General features: G+C 59.3%; 22 protein-coding genes and 1 tRNA gene. 10 read left to right on the top strand and 13 right to left on the bottom strand.

Annotation, left to right across the window (positions count from 1 at the left end):
- Positions 1-11: 11 nt before the first annotated feature.
- From H7847_RS04085 to H7847_RS04075, 3 genes are read left to right on the top strand one after another with little or no spacing between them, the layout of a single operon-like run.
- Complete coding sequence (locus H7847_RS04085) at positions 12-563, top strand: nuclear transport factor 2 family protein (RefSeq protein WP_227268099.1); 552 nt, start codon at positions 12-14, stop codon at positions 561-563.
- Positions 560-1,111, top strand: a complete 552-nt coding sequence (locus H7847_RS04080) for a hypothetical protein (protein ID WP_227268098.1) — start codon at positions 560-562, stop codon at positions 1,109-1,111. The genes H7847_RS04085 and H7847_RS04080 overlap by 4 nt, the downstream gene beginning before the upstream one ends.
- Positions 1,108-1,596 carry a ferritin family protein gene (locus H7847_RS04075; RefSeq protein WP_227268097.1) on the top strand — a complete coding sequence of 163 codons (489 nt, stop codon included), beginning with the start codon at positions 1,108-1,110 and terminating at the stop codon, positions 1,594-1,596. The genes H7847_RS04080 and H7847_RS04075 overlap by 4 nt, the downstream gene beginning before the upstream one ends.
- Here the strand turns inward: H7847_RS04075 and H7847_RS04070 are convergent.
- From H7847_RS04070 to H7847_RS04020, 11 genes are all read right to left on the bottom strand, one after another.
- The gene (locus H7847_RS04070) at positions 1,593-2,483 is read right to left on the bottom strand and encodes a helix-turn-helix domain-containing protein (protein ID WP_227268096.1); all 891 of its coding nucleotides are present in this window, start codon (positions 2,481-2,483) and stop codon (positions 1,593-1,595) included. The two genes, H7847_RS04075 and H7847_RS04070, sit on opposite strands and share 4 nt — an antisense overlap.
- Positions 2,484-3,028: 545 nt before the next feature.
- Positions 3,029-3,105, bottom strand: a tRNA-Arg gene (locus H7847_RS04065).
- A gap of 236 nt (positions 3,106-3,341) precedes the next feature.
- On the bottom strand, positions 3,342-4,562 hold the full coding sequence (locus H7847_RS04060; RefSeq protein WP_227268095.1) for a cysteine desulfurase: 1,221 nt from the start codon (positions 4,560-4,562) through the stop codon (positions 3,342-3,344).
- Positions 4,555-5,148 (bottom strand): YIP1 family protein, encoded by a 594-nt coding sequence (locus tag H7847_RS04055; protein ID WP_227268094.1) that lies wholly within the window; start codon positions 5,146-5,148, stop codon positions 4,555-4,557. Before H7847_RS04055 ends, H7847_RS04060 begins: the two co-directional genes overlap by 8 nt.
- Entirely contained in the window at positions 5,145-5,633 is a 489-nt protein-coding gene (locus H7847_RS04050; protein WP_227268093.1) for a YIP1 family protein, read from the bottom strand. Before H7847_RS04050 ends, H7847_RS04055 begins: the two co-directional genes overlap by 4 nt.
- Complete coding sequence (locus H7847_RS04045; protein ID WP_227268092.1) at positions 5,633-6,913, bottom strand: SufB/SufD family protein; 1,281 nt, start codon at positions 6,911-6,913, stop codon at positions 5,633-5,635. The genes H7847_RS04050 and H7847_RS04045 overlap by 1 nt, the downstream gene beginning before the upstream one ends.
- Complete coding sequence (gene sufC / locus H7847_RS04040; protein WP_227268091.1) at positions 6,913-7,668, bottom strand: Fe-S cluster assembly ATPase SufC; 756 nt, start codon at positions 7,666-7,668, stop codon at positions 6,913-6,915. The genes H7847_RS04045 and sufC overlap by 1 nt, the downstream gene beginning before the upstream one ends.
- Positions 7,669-7,741: 73 nt before the next feature.
- The gene (locus H7847_RS04035; RefSeq protein ID WP_227268090.1) at positions 7,742-8,056 is read right to left on the bottom strand and encodes a YbjQ family protein; all 315 of its coding nucleotides are present in this window, start codon (positions 8,054-8,056) and stop codon (positions 7,742-7,744) included.
- 331 nt (positions 8,057-8,387) lie between these two features.
- Positions 8,388-9,926, bottom strand: coding sequence for a Fe-S cluster assembly protein SufB (gene sufB, locus H7847_RS04030; RefSeq protein WP_227268089.1), 1,539 nt, complete (start codon positions 9,924-9,926; stop codon positions 8,388-8,390).
- Between the two features lie 15 nt (positions 9,927-9,941).
- Entirely contained in the window at positions 9,942-11,072 is a 1,131-nt protein-coding gene (locus H7847_RS04025; protein ID WP_227268088.1) for a cysteine desulfurase family protein, read from the bottom strand.
- Between the two features lie 40 nt (positions 11,073-11,112).
- Positions 11,113-11,586, bottom strand: coding sequence for a Fe-S cluster assembly transcriptional regulator IscR (locus H7847_RS04020; protein ID WP_227268087.1), 474 nt, complete (start codon positions 11,584-11,586; stop codon positions 11,113-11,115).
- Between the two features lie 194 nt (positions 11,587-11,780).
- Here H7847_RS04020 and H7847_RS04015 point away from each other — a divergent pair, with 194 nt between their 5' ends.
- The 7 genes from H7847_RS04015 to typA all read left to right on the top strand — a co-directional run bounded on the left by H7847_RS04015 (position 11,781) and on the right by typA (position 17,749).
- The gene (locus H7847_RS04015) at positions 11,781-12,434 is read left to right on the top strand and encodes an alpha/beta hydrolase (RefSeq protein ID WP_227268086.1); all 654 of its coding nucleotides are present in this window, start codon (positions 11,781-11,783) and stop codon (positions 12,432-12,434) included.
- 4 nt (positions 12,435-12,438) lie between these two features.
- The gene (locus H7847_RS04010) at positions 12,439-12,681 is read left to right on the top strand and encodes a hypothetical protein (RefSeq protein ID WP_227268085.1); all 243 of its coding nucleotides are present in this window, start codon (positions 12,439-12,441) and stop codon (positions 12,679-12,681) included.
- The gene (locus H7847_RS04005) at positions 12,674-13,258 is read left to right on the top strand and encodes an HD domain-containing protein (protein ID WP_227268084.1); all 585 of its coding nucleotides are present in this window, start codon (positions 12,674-12,676) and stop codon (positions 13,256-13,258) included. The genes H7847_RS04010 and H7847_RS04005 overlap by 8 nt, the downstream gene beginning before the upstream one ends.
- Positions 13,259-13,365: 107 nt before the next feature.
- Positions 13,366-14,580: an NADP-dependent isocitrate dehydrogenase gene (locus tag H7847_RS04000; protein ID WP_227268083.1), complete on the top strand. Its 1,215-nt coding sequence runs from the start codon at positions 13,366-13,368 to the stop codon at positions 14,578-14,580.
- 119 nt (positions 14,581-14,699) lie between these two features.
- Complete coding sequence (locus H7847_RS03995) at positions 14,700-15,314, top strand: YitT family protein (RefSeq protein WP_227268082.1); 615 nt, start codon at positions 14,700-14,702, stop codon at positions 15,312-15,314.
- A 180-nt stretch (positions 15,315-15,494) separates the two neighbouring features.
- Positions 15,495-15,824 carry a DMT family transporter gene (locus tag H7847_RS03990; protein ID WP_227268081.1) on the top strand — a complete coding sequence of 110 codons (330 nt, stop codon included), beginning with the start codon at positions 15,495-15,497 and terminating at the stop codon, positions 15,822-15,824.
- A gap of 107 nt (positions 15,825-15,931) precedes the next feature.
- On the top strand, positions 15,932-17,749 hold the full coding sequence (gene typA / locus H7847_RS03985; RefSeq protein WP_227268080.1) for a translational GTPase TypA: 1,818 nt from the start codon (positions 15,932-15,934) through the stop codon (positions 17,747-17,749).
- A gap of 13 nt (positions 17,750-17,762) precedes the next feature.
- Here typA and H7847_RS03980 read toward each other — a convergent pair whose 3' ends face one another.
- Both H7847_RS03980 and alaS read right to left on the bottom strand, forming a co-directional pair.
- A complete protein-coding gene (locus H7847_RS03980; RefSeq protein ID WP_227268079.1) occupies positions 17,763-18,050 on the bottom strand; it encodes a DUF1330 domain-containing protein in 288 nt (95 codons plus the stop codon).
- Positions 18,051-18,053: 3 nt separating this feature from the next.
- Positions 18,054-20,747, bottom strand: a complete 2,694-nt coding sequence (gene alaS / locus H7847_RS03975; protein ID WP_227268078.1) for an alanine--tRNA ligase — start codon at positions 20,745-20,747, stop codon at positions 18,054-18,056.
- Positions 20,748-20,840 lie beyond the last annotated feature (93 nt).

Below are 20,840 nucleotides of genomic sequence, written 5' to 3'. Positions count from 1 at the left end.
GGAGAGCGCCAATGAGCGTGAAATCCAAGACTCAGACAGGACATCCCGAAGCGAAAGACGCACTCCTCGATAGGTTGGCGATAGTGGAACTGGCAGCACGATTTGCCGATGCTGCAAACCGGATCGACACGGCTGTGTTTTCCGACCTTTGGACAAACGATGGCGTTTGGGAAATCGGGCCGCCAGTCAATCAACGATTTTCCGGCCGCGCGGCAATTGTTTCAGCCTTTGAACAGCTGCTCAAGGACAGATGGCAAGTGTTCATCCAACTGCCATCAGCATCCTACGTTGCCGAAGTCGATGGTGACCGGGCAACGGGCCGCGGCTATGTCAATGAAATTGCCAAATCCAAAAATGCAGAGTCCAACGACAACTTCAATCTGTCCATATACGAGGACATTTGCGAGCGGCAGTCCGGCGTCTGGCGGTTCCGACAGCGTCGCTACCGCGTGCTCTACCTCGATGAAACACAACTGGGCGGGCATGGAATTGAAGGACAACCCAGCACCTTAATGGAGCCGACGTCCGACCCTGTCGTTCCAAAAGACAGGGGGACGCAATGAACGATCAATCCTCCTCGCCCTACACGCGCGAACAGCTGGCTCGATACTGGGCCATCATCGGTACCTTTTTGCTTGTCGCCGCAATCGCACAGCCGATCGTGTCCAGCCAATTGCGTGATATCCCGCCGGAAGACCTGCTGCGCCCCATGACACTGATGACAGGTGGGGCGCCGTTGCCGGATGAAGTGACGTCTCTGTTCGCGGGCGTTTTTGCGAATATCCAGTTTTCGCTCGCCTTCGCCGGTTTGAAACTCGTCGTCGGAATTGCCGTCCTCGCAAGCGTCCGGGCGCTTAACCAAAACATCCCATGGCCAAGACAGGTTCTGCACGCTGTGGCAGCGGCTGGAGTACTCGCCTTTGCGGGGATTGGCGCATTTTTTGTCTATTCGACATTCGTCATTGCCACTGCGATGGATGTCCCCCTGATCCTGTCTTTGATCATGGCTGCGCTTGGCATTGTCTTCGCCTTCATTCCAGCAAGATGGCTGGTTCGAAACATCAAAAGTCTCAAGACGCTTGATCCTGCAAGTGTTAGCGAAGCGACATGACCGAAGCAGTTGGAGATCGCGATCGGATCATAGGCGGGGGTCTCCTGAGGCTCCTGGCCGACATTCTGGTCCTCGAGTTCAAAGTTCGCCACCTCGGATGGACGATGAGCGATGGGAATGATTTGATGAGGGGAACGCTACTCGTCTCGGCACGCCAGCACCTTGATAGCAGCGCAGATGAAATTGCGCGCCATGTCCACCTAAAGGCCGTTCGCATTCCGTCCATGTTCAATGATCTGTCAGTCATGTCATCGGTCAAACCAGCCAAGGCTGGTGAAGCCCTGGAGGCTGCGTTGCGGGAAATTGCCGAGGACCACGGTCAAATCGCGCAAGATGCAGAAACACTGCGCGTGACGCTCCCGATTGAGGAGGATCAGCCGACCTCGAGCCTTATCGAAAGCCTTGCGTGCTGTCATAGGCAGCGTTGCGATGAACTGCGGGAACTGCTTGATGTGGTTCACCCAGACCAAAGTGACCGGCACTAAGAGACGATCTGAGCTCTGTATCGGCCGGGTGTAATGCCCAATTTATCGCGGAAGACGTCTGTCATGTGGCTTTGCGAGCTAAATCCGCAGGCATAGGCAACGTCGACCAGAGACAGCTTTGGGTCGGAAAGCAATTCACGTGCCTTCAAAATGCGCTGCTCAACCACGTACTGGTGTGGCGTAGTCCCGGTTGTCTTCTTGAAATCACGAGCAAACTGAAACTCTGTTACCCCCGCAACGGCCGCGAGTTCCTTTATCGTCAGTCCAAGAAACTCCTGTTCGTCAATGTACTCATCAATCGCTGCCAATGCTTTGTCTGAAAGCTTGTGGGCGCACGCAGTCATCGGCTTGTTGGTACGTCTTAGTAATTGGGCCAAGACTGTCTGTTGTAACCCATCGACCATAAGGCTTGAGGCTCGGTCAGGCTTGGCGCTATCTGCCCACATACGAAGAAGCGCAGCCCGTATGGTGTCATCCCGGAAAACGTTCCCGTAAACCGGATTAAATGAGTCCGAACAATTATACTGGAACTCGTCGAACAGATCGTCGATCCCATCCGCTGGAACGGCCACCATCAATAGATCATGATAGCTTTCACACTGATATCTGATCTCAGTGTCAGCCGGGGAAATCCCAAGGCATCCGGTTTGCAGGCGGCCCGCTGATTTCCAGCCATCTCCTGCGTCGTATCTGAAATCCATGTCAGAATTGAGTGAAAGATGAAAAACCACCTCGGGGACTGCAGCATTTGTAAAACTGTGTGCTTCCTGTTTTGCTCGAATAAAGGTCGTCGGGAGCGACCCCTGAGAGCGAAATTCAAGCGGAAATTTCGCATAGTCTGAGTTCTGGTAGAACTCGGAAAAAGAGTTGAAACGGCCTTCAGGCATGACGCTCTGTGACCAAACTCATGGATTGAAGTGCGAACACAGATGCCATCACCAGTGCCTCTAAAACAGAACCAAACAGGTCCGACACATCCGAACTGACCGCGGTGAAGTCGCCCTTTGGCAACCTAGCAACTATGGACACCGACTCCTGCAACGGTGGGTCTCCTTCGTCTTCGAACAGTGACGTCTGCATGCTGACTTAATGATGCAGTTGCAAATCCCCTGATTTTCTCAGCTAATCTACGCGTCATGATACATGAAACGATGTTGTTATTCCACTCACTAAGCAGGCGAAGCAAGATGCTTGCGTTGTACAGGCGCTAGATGATGGTAAGGCGCTATTTTACCGTTTATTCGCGCTGACCGGCTACACGCAGTGGTCAACTGTTTGGCCAGATAGCTACAAACAGCAACTAACGAGGTCGTTCGCGTTGATTGATATGCTCAAGTGACAATGGTGAGGACGGTAATGACGCCTCAAATGCACATTCGCGGCTGAGCATCGTTCTTCAAGAGGACGTAAAAAATTGATTTCTTTGAAGAAATGGCGCACCCGACAGGATTCGAACCTGTGACCTTCGGCTTCGGAGGCCGACACTCTATCCAGCTGAGCTACGGGTGCTCTATTTCTTCCTACTGCTTACGCAGTGCTTACGCGAACTTTTGGCCGGTTTGAAGGGCGATCCGAACATCTGCCCAAGCCTTTGTTTCGCAAATTACTTTTGCCAGCACCTTCAGCTGTCGCCAGACTTGACATCCGCCTTCGGAGGGCGGCGCTCTATCCAGCTGAACTAATGGTCCACGTCAGGCGGTATAGACCGGAGCACGGGGACCCGCAATTGCAAAATCTTTGATCGGTCAGGCAAAAAGATCATGCGCGAGCTCGAGCGCTTCGACCAGGACATCGACTTCGGCCTTGGTGTTGTAGAGACCAAAGGACGCGCGGCAGGTCGCCGTCAGGCCCATATGCTCCATCAACGGTCCGACGCAATGCTGCCCGGCCCGCACCGCCACACCCTTCTTGTCGAGAATGGTCGAGATGTCATGGGCATGGGCCGCGCCGTCCAGGGTAAAGCTGAAAATCGCGGCTTTGTCGGGGGTTGTGCCCTGAAGTTGAAGCCAGTTCAGACCGCTGAGGCGCGCGCTGGTGTAATCCCGCAGGCCGTCCTCATGGGCGGCGATATTCTCCATCCCCAACTCCATCATATACTCAAGTGCGACGCCGAGACCGATGGTCTGTACGATCCCCGGCGTGCCGGCTTCGAACATCATCGGCGGGTCGTTATAGGTGACTGTCTCTTTGGTCACTTCCTTGATCATATCGCCGCCGCCGATGAAGGGGCGCATCTCGGCCATGCGGTCCGCCTTGACATAGATCGCGCCTGATCCCGACGGTCCGTAAAGCTTGTGCCCGGTGATGGCATAGAAATCACAGCCCAGATCCTGCAGATCGACAGGCTGATGCACGGCGGCCTGCGAGCCATCGACCAGAACCGGCACGCCGCGGGCGTGGGCTTCGGCGGTGATGGTTTTCACATCCACCCGTGTGCCCAGCATATTGGACAGATGCGTGACGGCGATCAGCTTTGTCTTGGGGGTGATGGCATCGATCACCGCCTGCGGGTCCAAGGCGCCGGTGCTGTCCACATCCACCCATTTCAGCACGACACCCTGCCGTTCGCGCAGGAAATGCCAGGGCACGATATTGGCGTGGTGTTCCATCACCGACAGGATGATCTCATCCCCCGCTTCCAGACGTGGCATCGCCCAGCCATAAGCGACCATGTTGATGCCTTCGGTGGTGCCTGAATTGAGCACGATCTCATCTTCGGATGCCGCGTTGAGAAACCGCGCGATCACCCCTCGGACGCTTTCGTATTTGTCGGTGGCCAGGTTCGACAGGAAGTGCAGACCCCTGTGCACATTGGCGTATTCGTGGGCATAGGCGTTGCTTATGGCATCGATCACCACCTGCGGCTTTTGGGCCGAGGCCCCATTGTCGAGATAGACCAGCGGTTTGCCATTGACTTCGCGGCTGAGGATCGGGAAATCGCCCCGGATTTTCTCTACATCATACATTTGGAGGTCCTCCTACCGGGGTAAAGCCGATCAGGGACAGCAGAAAGCTCAGACCGGCAACCAGCGCCACAGCACTGATAACCAACACGACAAGTGCGCGCAAAATGGATTCCAGATGCAGACCGATGCTGATGAACTGAACAAAGATCCAAAGCGTGGCGACCGCAACAAACAACACCAGAAAGCTTGCCAGTACCGGCGCGACCAGCAAGGTGAGCAGTACCGCCACCTGAGCGGCGGCGCGGAGCGCCTGGAGCCATAGGATCAGCAGCATCAGGTCCTCGACCGTGCCACGCCCGCCCAGCATCATACCGGTCCAGTAAACCGCATAGACAGTCGCCACAAACCCGCCCGCCGCGACAATGAAATACATCAGCGGATTACCCACGACGGCATTCAACGGCGCGGGTACGGGAAAGGCCAGGTTCGACAGTGTCGACAGGATTGTCACGATTACACTGACCAGCGCAATGGCCGTCCAGAGAGCTTCGCGAGATATATTCCAGCCGAGAATGATCTCTGCGGCAGCGCGCGGGTCCCGCAGCGTCAGCAGGGCCAGTTCCGGGAATGTGGTGGTCTGGGTCATGATACCTCTGCACGCTCCGCCGCGATCAGCCCGCCCAGCCAGAACCAGACGAACACCACAAACCAGATGAAGCCCACGGCCTGCAGTTCAAGTCCCGGACCTATAAAGCCTGCAACAAGACCATTCAACAGCATCAGCGGCGACGCGGCCAGAAGCGCCCAGAACAGCGCCAGTCGCGCCCCGTAATGAGTGCCCTGCCCCTTGAAGAGCCTGGCAATCAAGTGGCTGATCCCCGCCAGACAATAGAGCACCAGCGGGGCAATGAAGATCCACGCCAGCAGCGTTCCCCCCATCATCATGTTGAGATCCTGCCCGGTCAGATGCGCCTCGCGCGCCAGACGGGGCATCTGAGCGATGAACACCACGACGCATCCGGCCATGAGATAGGCCAGCGCCCGGTCTTCCCTCTGCCCCAGAGCCAAAAGCCCGGCCACAACGCGACCGGGCCCTCGATATGTGGCCGTTATGTTGCGGGTGACCGCCATCAGCTTCGATGCCGCTCCAACCAGGCTGCCAGGCGCCCCGTGATCTCTTCGCGCAGATCTTCATTTTCAATTTCCTCGACCGCTTCGGCGAGAAACGCCAGCGTCAGCAAATCCGTTGCCGGGCCTTCCGGGATGCCGCGCGAGCGCAGGTAAAACAGCGCCCCTTCGTCGATCGCGCCCGAGGTGGAGCCATGCGAACAGGCCACATCATCGGCATAGATTTCAAGCTCGGGTTTGGCAAGGAACTGGCTGTCATCATCCAGCAGCAGCGATTGGCTGATCTGGTAACCATCGGTTTTCTGCGCGCCGGGTTGTACGAGGATCTTGCCCTGAAACACACCCGTCGCCCCGTTGCGGAGCACTTTCTTGAATACCTGACGGCTTTCGCAGTTTACCGCATCATGGGTCACAAAGACCGTGTCATCGTGGTGAAAATCCCCGTCCCCCACACAGGCACCCGCGACATGGGCAATCGCGTCATCACCGGTCAGCTCGATGACACACTCGTTGCGGGTCATCACGCCGTTCGCCGTCAGGGTGAAGGATTTGAACGTGCTTTCCGCCCCGAGGCGTGCAAAGATATGTGTCGCTGCCCGGCGTTCGTGATCCCGCCCCTGTGCCCGCACATGGTGGAACACGCCGGTGTCGGCGATGTCCACTTCCATCACCTTGTTGAACCGGGCCGCTGCGGGACCGTTCTCGAGGAGGGTGACCTCGGCACCCGCATCCACGCGAATCACATGATGAAGGATCGCGTCCGAGGTTTCGGATTGGTGGAAGTACTGCAGGCTGATCGGCTTGCTGATCTTCCCGGTCACATGGATCAGTATCCCGTCGGTGGCGTAGGCGGTGTTCAGTGCTGCCAGCGGACGCGGCACCGGGGTCTGGCCTTTTTCCTCCAGCGTGCCGTAGAGATCGCGCGCCCAGTGCAGATCGCTGGTGGCGTTTGCCAGACGCTCGATGCTGACACCCTCGAGGCTCAGGTCATCCGACGCCTCCGCGTCAAAGACACCGTCCACAAAGACGATGCTCAGACGGTCGATCTCGCCGAAAATCGGCGTTTCATCATTGTTAAACAAGGCGGCGGGCACAGCAATTGCCTGTGTCAGCGTCTCCGGACGGGTGTAGCGCCAGTATTCGTCGCGCCGCTCGGGCAACCCCATCTTGCGCAGGCGGGCCTCTGCCTGCTTGCGCGCGACCTCGGACCATCCGCCTGTGGGCAGGGTCAGTGACGCAAGACGCGCGTCGGTTGTGGATTGTTGAACTGCTGCTTCGGCCATCACGCCACCTCTGCCAGGATGTCGCCGTAGCCGTTGTTTTCAACTTCCAGCGCCAGCTCGGGCCCACCGGTTTTCACGATCTTGCCGTCCGCCATGATGTGCACATAGTCCGGTTTGATGTGGTCCAGAAGGCGCTGATAATGCGTGATGACCAGAAAGCCACGGCCCGCATTGCGCAGCGCATTCACGCCCTCTGCCACCAGTTTCATCGCGTCGACATCCAGACCGGAATCGGTCTCGTCGAGGATGCACATCTTGGGCTCCAGCATCGCCATCTGCATGATTTCATTGCGTTTTTTCTCGCCGCCTGAAAAGCCGACATTCACGGGGCGTTTCAGCATATCCGCGTCGATCTTCAAGTCCTTGGCCCGGGCCCGGATCAGCTTGAGGAAGTCGGCCGCCGACATTTCCTCTTCGCCGCGTGCCTTGCGCTGTGCGTTCACCGCGGTGCGCAGGAACGTCATGTTGCCGACACCGGGAATTTCCACCGGGTACTGAAAGGCCAGGAACAGGCCCGCTGCCGCGCGCTCTTCGGGTTCCATCTCCAGCACGTCCTCGCCCTCCAGCGTTGCCGTACCCTCGGTGACCTCATAGCCGTCCTTGCCCGACAGCACATAAGACAGCGTGGATTTGCCCGACCCGTTTGGCCCCATGATCGCATGCACCTTGCCTGCCTCGATCTCAAGATCGACCCCCTTGAGGATTTCCTTGTCTTCTTCTTCCAGTTTCACGTGCAGGTTCTTGATGCTCAGCATGTCTTTCTTCCCTTATGTTAAACCGCACAGAGGCGTTCTATTTCAATGCCTTTCGGCGTGTTCTTGAAGTTGTTTAGGAGACGGTGACCGCGGTGCCGGACACGGAGACCATCAGCATACTGTCCCCGATCACCTCATAGTCGAGATCGATCCCCACCACGGCATTTGCCCCCAGTGCTGCGGCCCGTTCGGCAATCTCCTGCATGGCCTCATCACGGGCGTCCTTCAGCTTGCTCTCATAGGCCCCCGAGCGCCCGCCGATCACATCCGTCACGGAGGCAAAGAAGTCGCGCACGATGTTGGCGCCCATGATCGCCTCGCCCACAACGATGCCCTTGTAGGCGGTGATGGGTCGGCCTTCGACGGTGTTGGTGGTGGTCAGGATCATTGGCCACTCCCAACTGCCAATACCATGACGGCCAACGTTACCATGCTGGTCCAAACCGCCATTCCACCGGGCGTCGCACTCGCAGAAATATAACGTTCCTGCGAACTCGAAAACTGTGTGCCGGCGTGGTAAGTGAAGAAAGAGTAGGCTGCCCAGATCCAAGCCAACGTGATTGGACCAAAAAACACCACAGAGCCAAATGTGCTTTCCGGAAATCTGGTACCCGCAAAAGAGCAAAGCCCCGCACTCACACCGAAGAGCACTGCGGCAGATTTTGATACAAGCAAGGCGCCGACCCGTTCCATTAGGCTAACCTCAGCAACAGCGGATATCACCCAACCGACCCCTCCAACGAAATCGCCACCAGCTGCTGTGCTTCCATGGCAAACTCCATCGGCAGCGCCTGCAGCACGTCCTTGCAGAACCCGTTGACCACGAGGGCCACGGCCTCCTCCTCGTCCATCCCGCGCGAGCGGCAATAGAAGAGCTGGTCGTCATCCACCTTGGAGGTTGTCGCCTCATGTTCGACCCGCGAAGAGTTATTCTTCACCTCGATATACGGCACTGTATGGGCACCGCATTTATCGCCAATGAGCAGGCTGTCGCATTGCGTATAATTCCGCCCCTCTTTCGCCTTGGGGTGCATGGAGACCAGCCCGCGATAGGTGTTCTGCGCCTTGCCCGCCGAGATACCCTTGGAGACGATCCGCGACTTGGTGCGCTTGCCCAGATGGATCATCTTGGTGCCGGTGTCGGCCTGCTGCATGTTGTTGGCGATGGCGATGGAGTAGAACTCGCCCTGGCTGTCGTCGCCGCGCAGGATGCAAGAGGGATACTTCCACGTAACCGCAGAGCCCGTTTCCACCTGCGTCCACATCACTTTGGCGCGGTCGCCGCGGCAATCGGCGCGCTTGGTCACGAAGTTATAGATGCCGCCCTTGCCGTTCTCATCACCGGGATACCAGTTCTGCACGGTGGAATACTTCACCTCCGCGTCTTCCTCCACGATGATCTCGACCACCGCCGCATGCAGTTGTGCAATGTCGCGTTGGGGTGCGGTGCAGCCTTCCAGATAGGACACATAGGAGCCCTTGTCGGCAATGATCAGTGTCCGTTCGAACTGACCGGTGTTCTCCGCATTGATGCGGAAATAGGTGCTGAGTTCCATCGGGCAGCGCACGCCCGGCGGCACATAGACAAACGAGCCATCCGAGAAAACGGCGGAGTTCAGCGTCGCGTAGTAGTTGTCGGACACGGGCACAACGGTGCCGAGGTATTTTTTCACCAGTTCGGGATGATCCTTGATCGCCTCCGAGATGGAGCAAAAGATCACACCGGCTTTCTTGAGTTCCTCCTGAAAAGTCGTGCCGACAGAGACGGAGTCAAACACCGCATCCACAGCCACCTTACGCGGCGCATCGCCCAGCTCTTCGGCGCCTTCGACACCGGCCAGGATCATTTGCTCCTTCAGTGGAATGCCAAGTTTCTTGTAGGTTTCCAAGAGCTTGGGGTCGACCTCGTCCAATGACTTGGGCTTGACTTCCATCGATTTCGGACGCGCATAGTAGTATTGGTCCTGGAAGTCGATCTCTGGATAATCGACCATCGCCCATTTGGGTTCTTTCTTTTGCAGCCAGCGGTCGTAGGCCGCCAGACGCCATTCCGTCATCCACTCGGGCTCTTCGTTTTTCTCGGAAATCAGCCGCACGATATCGGGGCCCAACCCCTTTGGCGCGTATTCCATCTCGATGTCCGTGGACCAGCCATGTTTATACTTGCCACCCACTTGACGCACGGCATCGACGGTCTCCTGATCAACGCCTTCTTTCACCTGCATATCCGGTGCAACGGTCTGGTCGAGTGCTGTCATGGTATCCTCCGATTTTCAGGCCGCGCGGGCGCGGAACTTCTTCTCTTTGTCAAGCCAGGTCTGCGCGAACCGCATCACCTGCTCTTTGGTTGTCTCCAGCCCCAAGGAGACGCGGATCGCGCTGCTTGCGGTCAGTTCGTCGTAGCCCATCGCCTGCAAAACCGTGCTGGCTTTGACCTTGCCGCTGGAGCAGGCAGAGCCCGCGCTGATGGCAAAACCGGCCAGATCCATCTGGATCACCTGGGCCTCTCCCTTCCATCCAGGAGTGGCGAGGCACAGGGTGTTTGGCAAACGTGGTGCGTCTTTCCCGACAAAAATAGTTGTCTTTGCGTCGGCTGCAAGGGCATTTTCTAGAATCTTTCTAAGTTCTGCAATTTCTTCCCATCTGCCCGACGCAACATCTCGTGCTGCGGCCTCTGCAGCGGCCCCAAATCCGGCAATGCCGATGACATTCTCGGTGCCCGAGCGTCGCCCCATCTCCTGCCCGCCGCCGCGGATACGGGCTTTGACGTCAATGCCGTGTTTGACAATCAACGCCCCAACGCCCTTTGGACCTCCGAGCTTGTGGGCTGAGGCCATGACAAGGTCAGCACCGGTGTCGGCAAACGAAAACGGCACCTTGCCAAGGGCCTGCACCGCGTCCACCAACACCTTGACATCGCGTTTCAACGCCCAGAACGCCTGGGCATGTTTCAACGTATCCTGCATCACGCCGGTTTCGCTGTTGGCGGCCTGCAGGGCAACGATATCATCCCAGATCCTCTCTTCGAAGCAACCACCCTGCGCGGTGCCGGTCAGAACACCGTTCCGGTCGACATCCAGCAGAGGCGTCAGATCGGCACCGTCCTTGTGCACCCAGCTCAGCACCGCGTCATGCTCAATGCCCGCGCTCGACACACTGGCGTCTTCAGGGATCGCGAGGCTCGCGGCCTCTGTCGCACCGGACGTGAAAATCACATCACCCGGCGCGCACCCCAAAAGACCCGCAACCTGTATCCGTGCACGCTCAACAACGCCTTTGGCCGCCCGTCCCTCCGCATGCACAGACGACGGGTTGCCCACCAGATCCATGGCCGCCCGCATCGCCTCACGCGCCTCCGGTCTCAGCGGGGCTGTGGCATTATGATCCAGATATACCCGCTCCATGATGTTTCAGGCTCCGATTGTTCTAAAACGGCGACAGCGCTCAGACGCCGGCCGGTTCTTCGTCCACGACGTTGAAAAGGTTCGGCACCGCAGGACAGGGCGCCAGTTCGTTGGCGACAACATCCGACAGGCGGGTCTGATGCAGAAACACGTAAACATGCGCGCTGAGGCCTTCCCACAATCTGTTGGTCAGCGATTGCGCGCGGCTGCCTGATTCCCCTCCCGAGGCCCCTGCCCCTTTGTGCATCGCATCCACCGTCTCATCCACAGCCGCGAGGACGTCAACCACACGGATGTCCGAGCTGCGCTGTGCCAGCCGGTATCCGCCGCCCGGCCCGCGCACCGATGTGACCAGCTCAGCCCGCCGGAGTTTGACAAAAAGCTGCTCGAGATAAGGCAACGAAATTGACTGCCGCGTCGAGATATCCCCCAGCGATACAAGCGTTCCTTCGGGTTGCAGGGCGATGTCTGCCAGTGCGACCATCGCATAGCGGCCTTTTGTCGAAAGCTTCATCGCCTGTCTCCCAATCTGTCAGTCTCAAGTCGTGCGCCGCCGTCAAATGATTGACGCCGAGAGTATAAATGCCTAAGTCCAAAGCTCGCAGTCGCAGATGCGCCCTGCGCAAGATTTAGAACCGTTCTAAGGTACCTGGCAGACCTCGTCAAGAATGCGAGACAGGACCAAGGACATTGCATACAGGGACACTCATGCCTGAGGTCATTTTTCCCGGACCCGAAGGCCGCCTCGAAGGCCGCTACCACCCCCAGAAAGAACGCGACGCACCGATTGCGATCATCCTGCACCCGCACCCGCAGTTCGGCGGGACCATGAACCATGTCATCGTGCACCGGATGCACTACGCCTTTTACAACATGGGGTTCACGGTACTGCGGTTCAATTTTCGCGGCGTCGGGCGCAGCCAGGGCGAATATGACCAGGGCGTTGGGGAGCTGTCGGACGCAGCCTCGGCGCTCGATTACCTGCAATCGATGAACAACAATTCCAAGCATTGCTGGGTTGCGGGTTTTTCCTTCGGGGCCTGGATCGGGATGCAGCTCCTGATGCGGCGGCCCGAGATCACCGGCTTTATCTCTGTGGCCCCCCCTGCGAACATGTATGACTTTTCCTTCCTCGCGCCCTGCCCGGCCTCTGGCCTGATTATCAACGGCACGGCGGATCGGGTCGCCCCGCCCGCCGACACCGAAAATCTGGTGGCCAAGCTGCATGAGCAAAAGGGCATCACGATCACCCACGAACAGGTCGAAGGTGCCGGGCACTTCTTTGAAGAACCCTATCAGGACACGCTGATCGACAAGACAACCGAATACGTCAAACGGCGTCTCACGGAAACGACGCGGTAAGCCGATGGGGATTGTCGAAGACGTCGCGGACGAATTGGCGCTGGAAAGCCTCAAGATCATCAATGCCACCGGCGATGATGCCTTTGTGCAGCGGATTGCCGATACCATTGGCGGGTCGTCCCAGACCATGGAAGAGGCCTATCTGACCGCCGTGCGGGTCCGGCGCGCCGAGCAACGGGCACGCGAGCTTCTGGCCAAGCTGAAAGAGGATTTGGCAAACGCGCAGGCGTCATCGTCGGATGACTGAACGCCTGGAGGCTCAGATCGCTTTTCTGAGCGAGGCGGACAAGCTGAAATCGGTGCTGCGCGCCTCGCGCCTGCATGACGGATCGCGGTTTGAAAACTCGGCTGAGCATTCGTGGCACGTCATGCTCTACGCCTATGTTCTGGCGGATCAGGCGGACCCGGCGGTTCAGATCGACCGGGTTCTGAAAATGCTGCTGCTGCACGATATCGTGGAGATCGACGCAGGCGACAATCCGATTCACGGGGTGGTAGACAAAGCCGCCCAGGACGCGCAGGAACAGGCCGCCGCTGACAGGTTGTTCGGGTTGCTGCCCGACGATCAGCGTGCGTCCTTCCGGGCCCTCTGGGAAGAGTTCGAAGCCGCGCAGACGCCGGACGCGATCTTTGCCAAATCCATCGACCGGTTGCAGGTCCCCGTCGGCAACCTCGCCAATGGCGGCGGATCGTGGCGCGATTACAATGTGACACTGGCGCAGCTTGAGGCGCGCGTGGGCACGCCGATCCGGCGCGGTGCGCCAGGGCTGTGGGATTGGATTCTTCCCAGACTAAAGGGTTTTTTTGCAAAATCGCCCAGCTAAACGGCAGAAGGGAGAGATCAGTATGCAACAGTATACAAATCACTTTCCCCGCAAGACCAACTGAGCTAAACCGCGCCCAAGCCCGCCCCCAGCCTCAGGAGCCCCTAATGACAAAGATCAAAGTGGAAAACCCCGTTGTCGAACTCGACGGTGACGAAATGACCCGCATCATGTGGGACTTCATCAAGAAAAAGCTGATCCTGCCCTATCTGGACATCGATCTGAAATACTACGACCTCGGGATGGAGGCACGCGATGCCACGGATGACCAGATCACCGTGGACGCCGCGCTGGCGATCAAGGAACATGGGGTTGGCGTGAAATGCGCCACCATCACGCCGGATGAGGCCCGTGTCGAAGAATTCGGTCTCAAGCAGATGTGGCGCTCGCCCAATGGCACAATCCGGAACATCCTGGGGGGCGTGATCTTTCGCCAGCCGATCATCTGCCGCAACGTGCCGCGTCTGGTGCCGGGCTGGACCAAACCGATTGTGGTGGGGCGTCACGCCTATGGGGATCAGTATCGTGCCACGGATTTCAAATTTCCGGGCAAGGGAAAGGTCACGCTGAAGTTTGTCGGTGAAGATGGCACCGAGATCGAACGGGAGGTCTTTGATGCCCCCGACAGCGGTGTGGTCATGGCGATGTACAATCTCGACAAATCCATCATCGATTTTGCCCGCGCCTCGCTGAACTATGGTCTCAACCTTGGCTGGCCGGTGTATCTGTCGACCAAGAACACGATTCTCAAGCAATACGATGGCCGCTTTCTCGAACTTTTTGCCGAAATCTACGAGACCGAATTCAAAAAGCAGTTCGAAGCCGCGGGCATCTGGTACGAGCACCGGCTGATCGACGACATGGTCGCCTCGGCGATGAAATGGTCGGGCGGCTATGTCTGGGCCTGCAAGAACTATGACGGCGACGTACAATCCGATACGGTCGCCCAGGGTTTTGGCTCTCTGGGGCTGATGGCCTCGGTGCTGATGACGCCCGACGGCAAGATCGTTGAATCCGAGGCGGCCCACGGCACCGTGACGCGGCACTACCGCCAGCATCAGAAGGGCGAGGCCACCTCGACCAACTCCATCGCCTCGATCTATGCTTGGACCGGCGGGCTCAAGCACCGCGCCAAGCTGGACGACAACGCGCCGCTGATGAATTTTGCTGAAACGCTGGAGCGTGTGGTCGTCGATACGGTGGAGAGTGGCTTCATGACCAAGGATCTCGCGCTGCTCGTCGGCCCTGATCAGCGCTGGCTGACCACGCAAGGCTTTCTGGAAAAGCTGGACGAGAACCTGAACAAGGCGCTTGTCGGCTGACGCAGCAAGGAGGCCCGGGCGCTGAATTTTTAGCCACACGGGTGATTTGCCGCCGTTTTGGAGCATCAAACGCAGCTTACGGCATGGACAGACGCGGGGATGCAACCGTAGCTCGGGGCATGCAAATCTCATCCAACGATCCGATCAAACATACCCGCTGGGAAGACATACAAGGGCTGGGCGTCGGCATTTTTCTGTGCAGCCTTGGCGTGCATGTTCTCACCACTGTTGGGCTGATCACCGGTCAGACGGCGGGGATCGCGGTGATCCTGTCCTACCTGACGGGCTATTCCTTCGGCGTGATATTCTTTATCGTCAACCTGCCGTTCTATCTGCTGGCCTACCGCCGGCTTGGGCTTGAGTTCACACTGAAATCCATCGCTTCCGTGACGCTGATGTCGGTGCTGACGGAACTCATGCCGGGGGGGCTGCAGTTTGCGTATATCCACCCGGCCCTTGGGGCTGTGGCCTTTGGCGCAATGGTCGGGATTGGCCTCTTGGCCATGTTCCGGCACAACGGCTCGATGGGGGGCCTCGGCGTGGTGGCCTTGCTTGTGCAGGACACCACCGGGTTCAGGGCAGGCTGGGTGCAACTGATCGTCGATGCGGTCATCTTTGCCGTGGCGCTTTTGCTGTTTCCGCCCTCTGTGGTGCTCTACTCCCTGCTGGGGGCTGTGGTTCTGAACCTTGTGATCACCTTCAATCACCGGCGCGACCGCTATATCGCCACATGAGGCGCTGTCCACCGGGCCAGTGACTTGATCCGCGCGGGGCGGGCGGATATGCCGGGGCACAAGAGCTTGTCTCATTTCCTCATCCGGCGCCGTGCTTTGCCGAGGTCCTTGCCCCGCTTTGCGATGGGACCCAGAAAGGCACGCACGGCCTGCCGGGCCCACCGCGAAAGGCCGCTGCCGATGCCCTATCTCTTTCTCACGCTGGCCGTTCTGTTCGAGACCGTTGGCACAACCGCGCTGCAGGCCAGCCAGCAGTTCACCCGGCTGGGCCCGACACTGGTGGTCATCGTGGCCTATGCCATCGCCTTTTACCTGCTGGGTTTGACGCTGAAATTCATGCCCGTGGGCGTGGTCTATGCGATCTGGTCCGGTCTGGGGATCGTGTTCATCGCCTGCATTGGCTTTGTGGTGTTTGGCCAACGGCTGGATTTGCCGGCAATCATTGGTCTGGTGCTGATTATCGCGGGGATTTTGGTCATTCATCTGTTGTCCAACACGACCCAGCATTAGAGGACACGGCAACCGGCAATTATCGCTGGCCTTCTGCCGAGGCGCGCGGTATGCGCCCCCCAAAGCTGCGCGTTGATGCGCATATCCAGTTAAAATGAGGCGCTCCCATGGACCTGCGGAACATCGCAATCATTGCTCACGTTGACCACGGCAAGACCACGCTGGTGGATGAATTGCTCAAGCAATCCGGCACATTCCGGGAAAACCAGGCCACTGCGGAACGGGCCATGGACAGCAATGATCTGGAACGCGAACGCGGGATCACCATTCTGGCCAAGGCCACCTCGGTGGAGTGGAAAGGCACGCGGATCAACATCGTGGACACCCCCGGCCACGCCGATTTCGGCGGTGAGGTGGAGCGGATCCTGTCGATGGTCGATGGCGTTGTGCTGCTGGTCGATGCCGCCGAAGGCCCGATGCCGCAGACCAAATTCGTCACCTCCAAGGCGCTGGCGCTGGGGCTGCGGCCCATTGTGGTGCTGAACAAGGTCGACAAGCCCGACGCCGAACCGGACCGCGCCCTGGATGAGTGTTTCGACCTTTTCGCCAACCTCGGGGCGGATGACAACCAGCTGGATTTCCCGGCGATGTATGCCTCCGGCCGCAACGGCTGGGCCGATATGGAGCTGGACGGACCGCGCAAGGACCTCTCTGCTCTGTTCGATCTGGTGCTGGCGCATGTGCCCGCCCCTGCCCAGATCGCAGACCGCGTGGCCCCGTTCCGCATGCTGGCGACCACATTGGGCGCGGACCCTTTCATCGGCCGCATCCTGACGGGTCGCGTTGAATCCGGCACGTTGAAAGCAGGCGAGACGGTCAAGGCCCTGTCGCGGGATGGCGACCTGATCGAAAACTTCCGCGTTACCAAGATCCTTGCGTTTCGGGGGCTGACCCAGCAACCCATTGATCTGGCAGAGGCAGGCGACATCGTGAGCCTTGCCGGCATGTCCAAGGCCACCGTGGCCGACAGTATCGTGGCGCCCCAGGTCACCGAGGCCCTGCCCGCGCAACCGATCGACCCGCCGACCATCACCGTCACTTTCGGGATCAACGACAGCCCGCTGGCAGGACGCGACGGCAAGAAGGTCCAATCCCGCGTGATCCGCGAGCGTTTGATGAAAGAAGCGGAAAGCAATGTCGCGATCAAGATCAGCGACACGCCGGGCGGCGAGGCTTTTGAGGTCGCGGGCCGGGGCGAGTTGCAGATGGGCGTGTTGATCGAAAACATGCGCCGCGAAGGGTTCGAGCTGTCGATTTCGCGCCCCCAGGTGCTGTTTCGCGACATCGAAGGGGTGCGGCATGAACCGATCGAAGAGGCCACCATCGACGTGGATGATGAATACTCCGGTGCCGTGATCGAAAAGATCACCGGCGCACGCCGCGGCGAGCTGGTCGAGATGAAACCGGCCGGTGCGGGCAAGACCCGCATCGTGGCGCATGTCCCCTCGCGCGGTTTGATCGGCTATCACGGCGAGTTTCTGACCGACACGCGGGGCACAGGCGTGCTGAACCGCGTGTTTCATGGCTGGGCCCCGCACAAGGGGGCGATCCCGGGCCGCCGCGCCGGGGTTCTGATCTCCATGGAAAACGGCACCTCGGTGGCCTACGCGCTATGGAACCTCGAAGAGCGCGGCAAGATGATGATCGGGGCGCAGGCGGACGTCTACACCGGCATGATTATTGGCGAACACAGCCGCGAAAATGACCTTGAAGTGAACCCGCTCAAGGGCAAAAAACTGACCAATGTGCGGGCATCCGGCACCGATGAGGCGGTGCGACTGACGACGCCGATCACGCTGAGCCTGGAAGAGGCGATTGCCTATATCGACGACGATGAGCTTGTCGAGGTCACCCCGAACGCGATCCGGTTGCGCAAGCGCTATCTCGACCCGCATGAGCGCAAGCGGATGGCGCGTGCAGGGTAAACCCCCCTGCGCGCTACTCGTCGACCTCGATAATCATCAGCTCGCGTTCGGAGGCATCGCGGGCGTGGTTTAAGGCGCGCTGATAAATATCTGAATTATAGCATTTTTCCGCAGTTTCAATATCGGGAAAACGCGCCACCACATTGCGCGGTCGCGCCTGCCCTTCAAGCTGCACAAAGCGCCCGCCGCGCGCGATGAAATGCCCGCCGTGCGCCGCAATGGCTTGTGTGGCCAGGGCTGCGTATTTGGCGTAAGCCGCATCATCCGTGACGGTCACATGCGCGATCCAGAGTGCCCCCATGGCCTATCCTTTCAGTATGGTTTCGACAGCCGCGATGGCGGCATCCGCTTGGGTGGCATCCTTGGCCCCGCCCTGCGCCATATCCGGGCGCCCACCGCCACCCTTGCCGCCCAGGGCCGCCACGGCGGCCTTGACCATGTCCACGGCAGACAAGGCGCCGGTCAGATCCTGGGTGACACCGGCGGCCACGGCGGCCTTGCCGTCCGCCTCCGCGATCAGCAACACGGCACCGCTGCCCAGCTTTTCCTTGAACTGGTCCACCAGTGCGGGCAGATCCCGGCCCGTCACCCCGGCCAGCACCTGCGCCATGAAGGCGGTTCCGCCGACATCGCGCGCCTCTGGCGTGGCGGTCCCGCCGCCACCCGCCATGGCAAGCGCGCGGCGCAGTTGCGCGACCTCACCTGCCAGCGCGCGGCGTTCCTCCATCAGGCTGCGGACCCGCTCCGGCACGTCGGCAGGCTGCGCCTTGAGATCTAGGGCCACGGCGGCAAGGCGCTGGTCCTGGGTTCGCAGGTGTTCCATCGCGGCGGCCCCTGTCAGCGCCTCGATCCGGCGCACACCGGCGCTGCTGGCACTGTCGCCCAGCGTCACAAAGGCCCCGATATCGCCGGTCTGGCGCACGTGGGTGCCACCGCAAAGCTCCAGCGAATAGGTATCGCCCGAGGCCCCCTTGCCGGATCCCGCCTTGTGCCCCATGGAGACCACGCGCACCTCGTCGCCGTATTTTTCGCCGAACAGCGCCTGTGCGCCCATCTCGCGCGCGTCATCGGGTGTCATGATGCGGGTCTCAACCGGTGCGTTCTGGCGGATATAGCGGTTCACATCTGCCTCAACCTTGGCCAGTTGTTCGGGGCTGAGGGCGCTGCTGTGGCTGAAATCGAACCGCAAACGGTCTTCGGCATTGAGCGAACCGCGTTGTGCGACATGGTCGCCCAAGGTCTCGCGCAGCGCTTCGTGCAGCAAATGTGTGGCGGAATGGTTGGCGCGAATGGCCGTCCGACGGTCATGGGTCACCGCCAGCTGGACCGCATCGCCCACATCAAGACGCCCCGTGTCGACGGTGACGTAATGGGCAAAGAGACCCCCGCCGCGTTTCTGAACATCGCTGACATGTCCCGAAAACCGGGTTTCTGACACCTCATGCGTGCCCTCCACGATCCGGACATAGCCGTGATCGCCAACCTGGCCGCCGGATTCAGCATAAAAAGGCGTCTGGTTGAACACCACCCAGGCGGCATCGCCGACCTTCTCCAGGGCATCGGTCTTCTTACCATCCGAAACAATGGCCAGCACGACACCCTCCGCCACCTCCGTGTCGTAGCCCAGAAAATCGGTTGCGCCGTGTTCATCCGCCACATCAAACCAGATCGTCGCATCTGCTGCTTCGCCAGACCCGGACCAGGCCGCACGCGCCTTGGCCTTCTGCTCCGCCATGGCGATGTCGAACCCATCCGTATCAACACCACGCCCCTGTTCGCGCAGGGCGTCCTGGGTCAGATCAAGCGGGAAGCCGTAGGTGTCATAGAGCTTGAACGCCGTCGCGCCAGGCAAGGCCGCCCCATCTGGCAAAGCGCCGATCTCGTCGTCCAGCAGTTTCAGGCCCCGCTCCAGCGTCTGTTTGAACCGGGTTTCTTCCTGCAGCAAGGTCTGCTCGATCATGCTTTGCGCCTGCCCCAATTCCGGGTAGGCCGCGCCCATCTGTCTGACCAATGCGGGCACCAACTGATGCATCAACGGGTCTTTCGCGCCGAGCAGATGGGCGTGCCGCATGGCCCGGCGCATGATCCGCCGCAGCACATAGCCGCGCCCGTCATTGCTGGGCATGACCCCGTCCGCCATCAGGAACGACGTGGAGCGCAAGTGGTCCGCGATCACCCGGTGGTGCGTGATAACGCTATGCTCCGTGCCGGTAGAGGTTGCATCGGCGGAGGCTTCGACCAACGCCCGCATCAGGTCCGTTTCAAAGACGTTATTGGTGCCTTGCAACAGCGACGATATCCGCTCCAATCCCATGCCTGTATCGATTGACTGCATGGGCAGGGGCTTCGTCGTCCCGTCATCAAACTGTTCGTCCTGCATGAACACGACGTTCCAGATTTCGATGAAGCGGTCGCCATCTTCCTCGGGCGAGCCGGGAGGACCGCCCCAGATATGCTCACCATGGTCGTAGAATATTTCGGTGCAGGGGCCGCAGGGGCCCGTCGGCCCCATCCGCCAGAAATTGTCGTCCGTTGCGATCCGAATAATCCGATCCTCCGGCAATCCCACAACCTCTTTCCAAATGCGCGCGGCTTCGTCATCCGTATGGTACACCGTCACCAGAAGCTTTTCCTTCGGAATGTGCAGTTCCTTTGTCAGAACCTCCCAGGCGTATGGGATCGCCTGTTCCTTGAAGTAGTCGCCAAAGCTGAAATTCCCGAGCATCTCAAAAAACGTCAGGTGACGCGCTGTCATGCCGACATTATCGAGATCATTGTGTTTACCGCCCGCGCGTACGCATTTCTGGCTGGTCGACGCCCGCGAATAGGCGCGGGTCTCGACACCGGTAAAGAGGTTCTTGAACTGCACCATGCCGGAGTTCGCGAACATCAGCGTCGGGTCATTGCGCGGCACCAGCGGGCTGGACGCCACGACCTCATGGCCCTGATTTTTGAAATAGGACAGGAAGGTGGAGCGGATATCGTTCAGCGTTTGCATGGTGGGGCGGGCCTTCGGGCGTGAAATTCAGTTCCCGATCAAATAACCTTGCTAAGCACGGCTGTCCACAAGCTGGCACAGGATAAACGCAAA

It is taken from the genome of Roseobacter weihaiensis, from assembly GCF_020622345.1.
GTDB lineage: Bacteria > Pseudomonadota > Alphaproteobacteria > Rhodobacterales > Rhodobacteraceae > Roseobacter > Roseobacter weihaiensis.
This window is presented reverse-complemented; position numbering and strand designations above follow the sequence as displayed.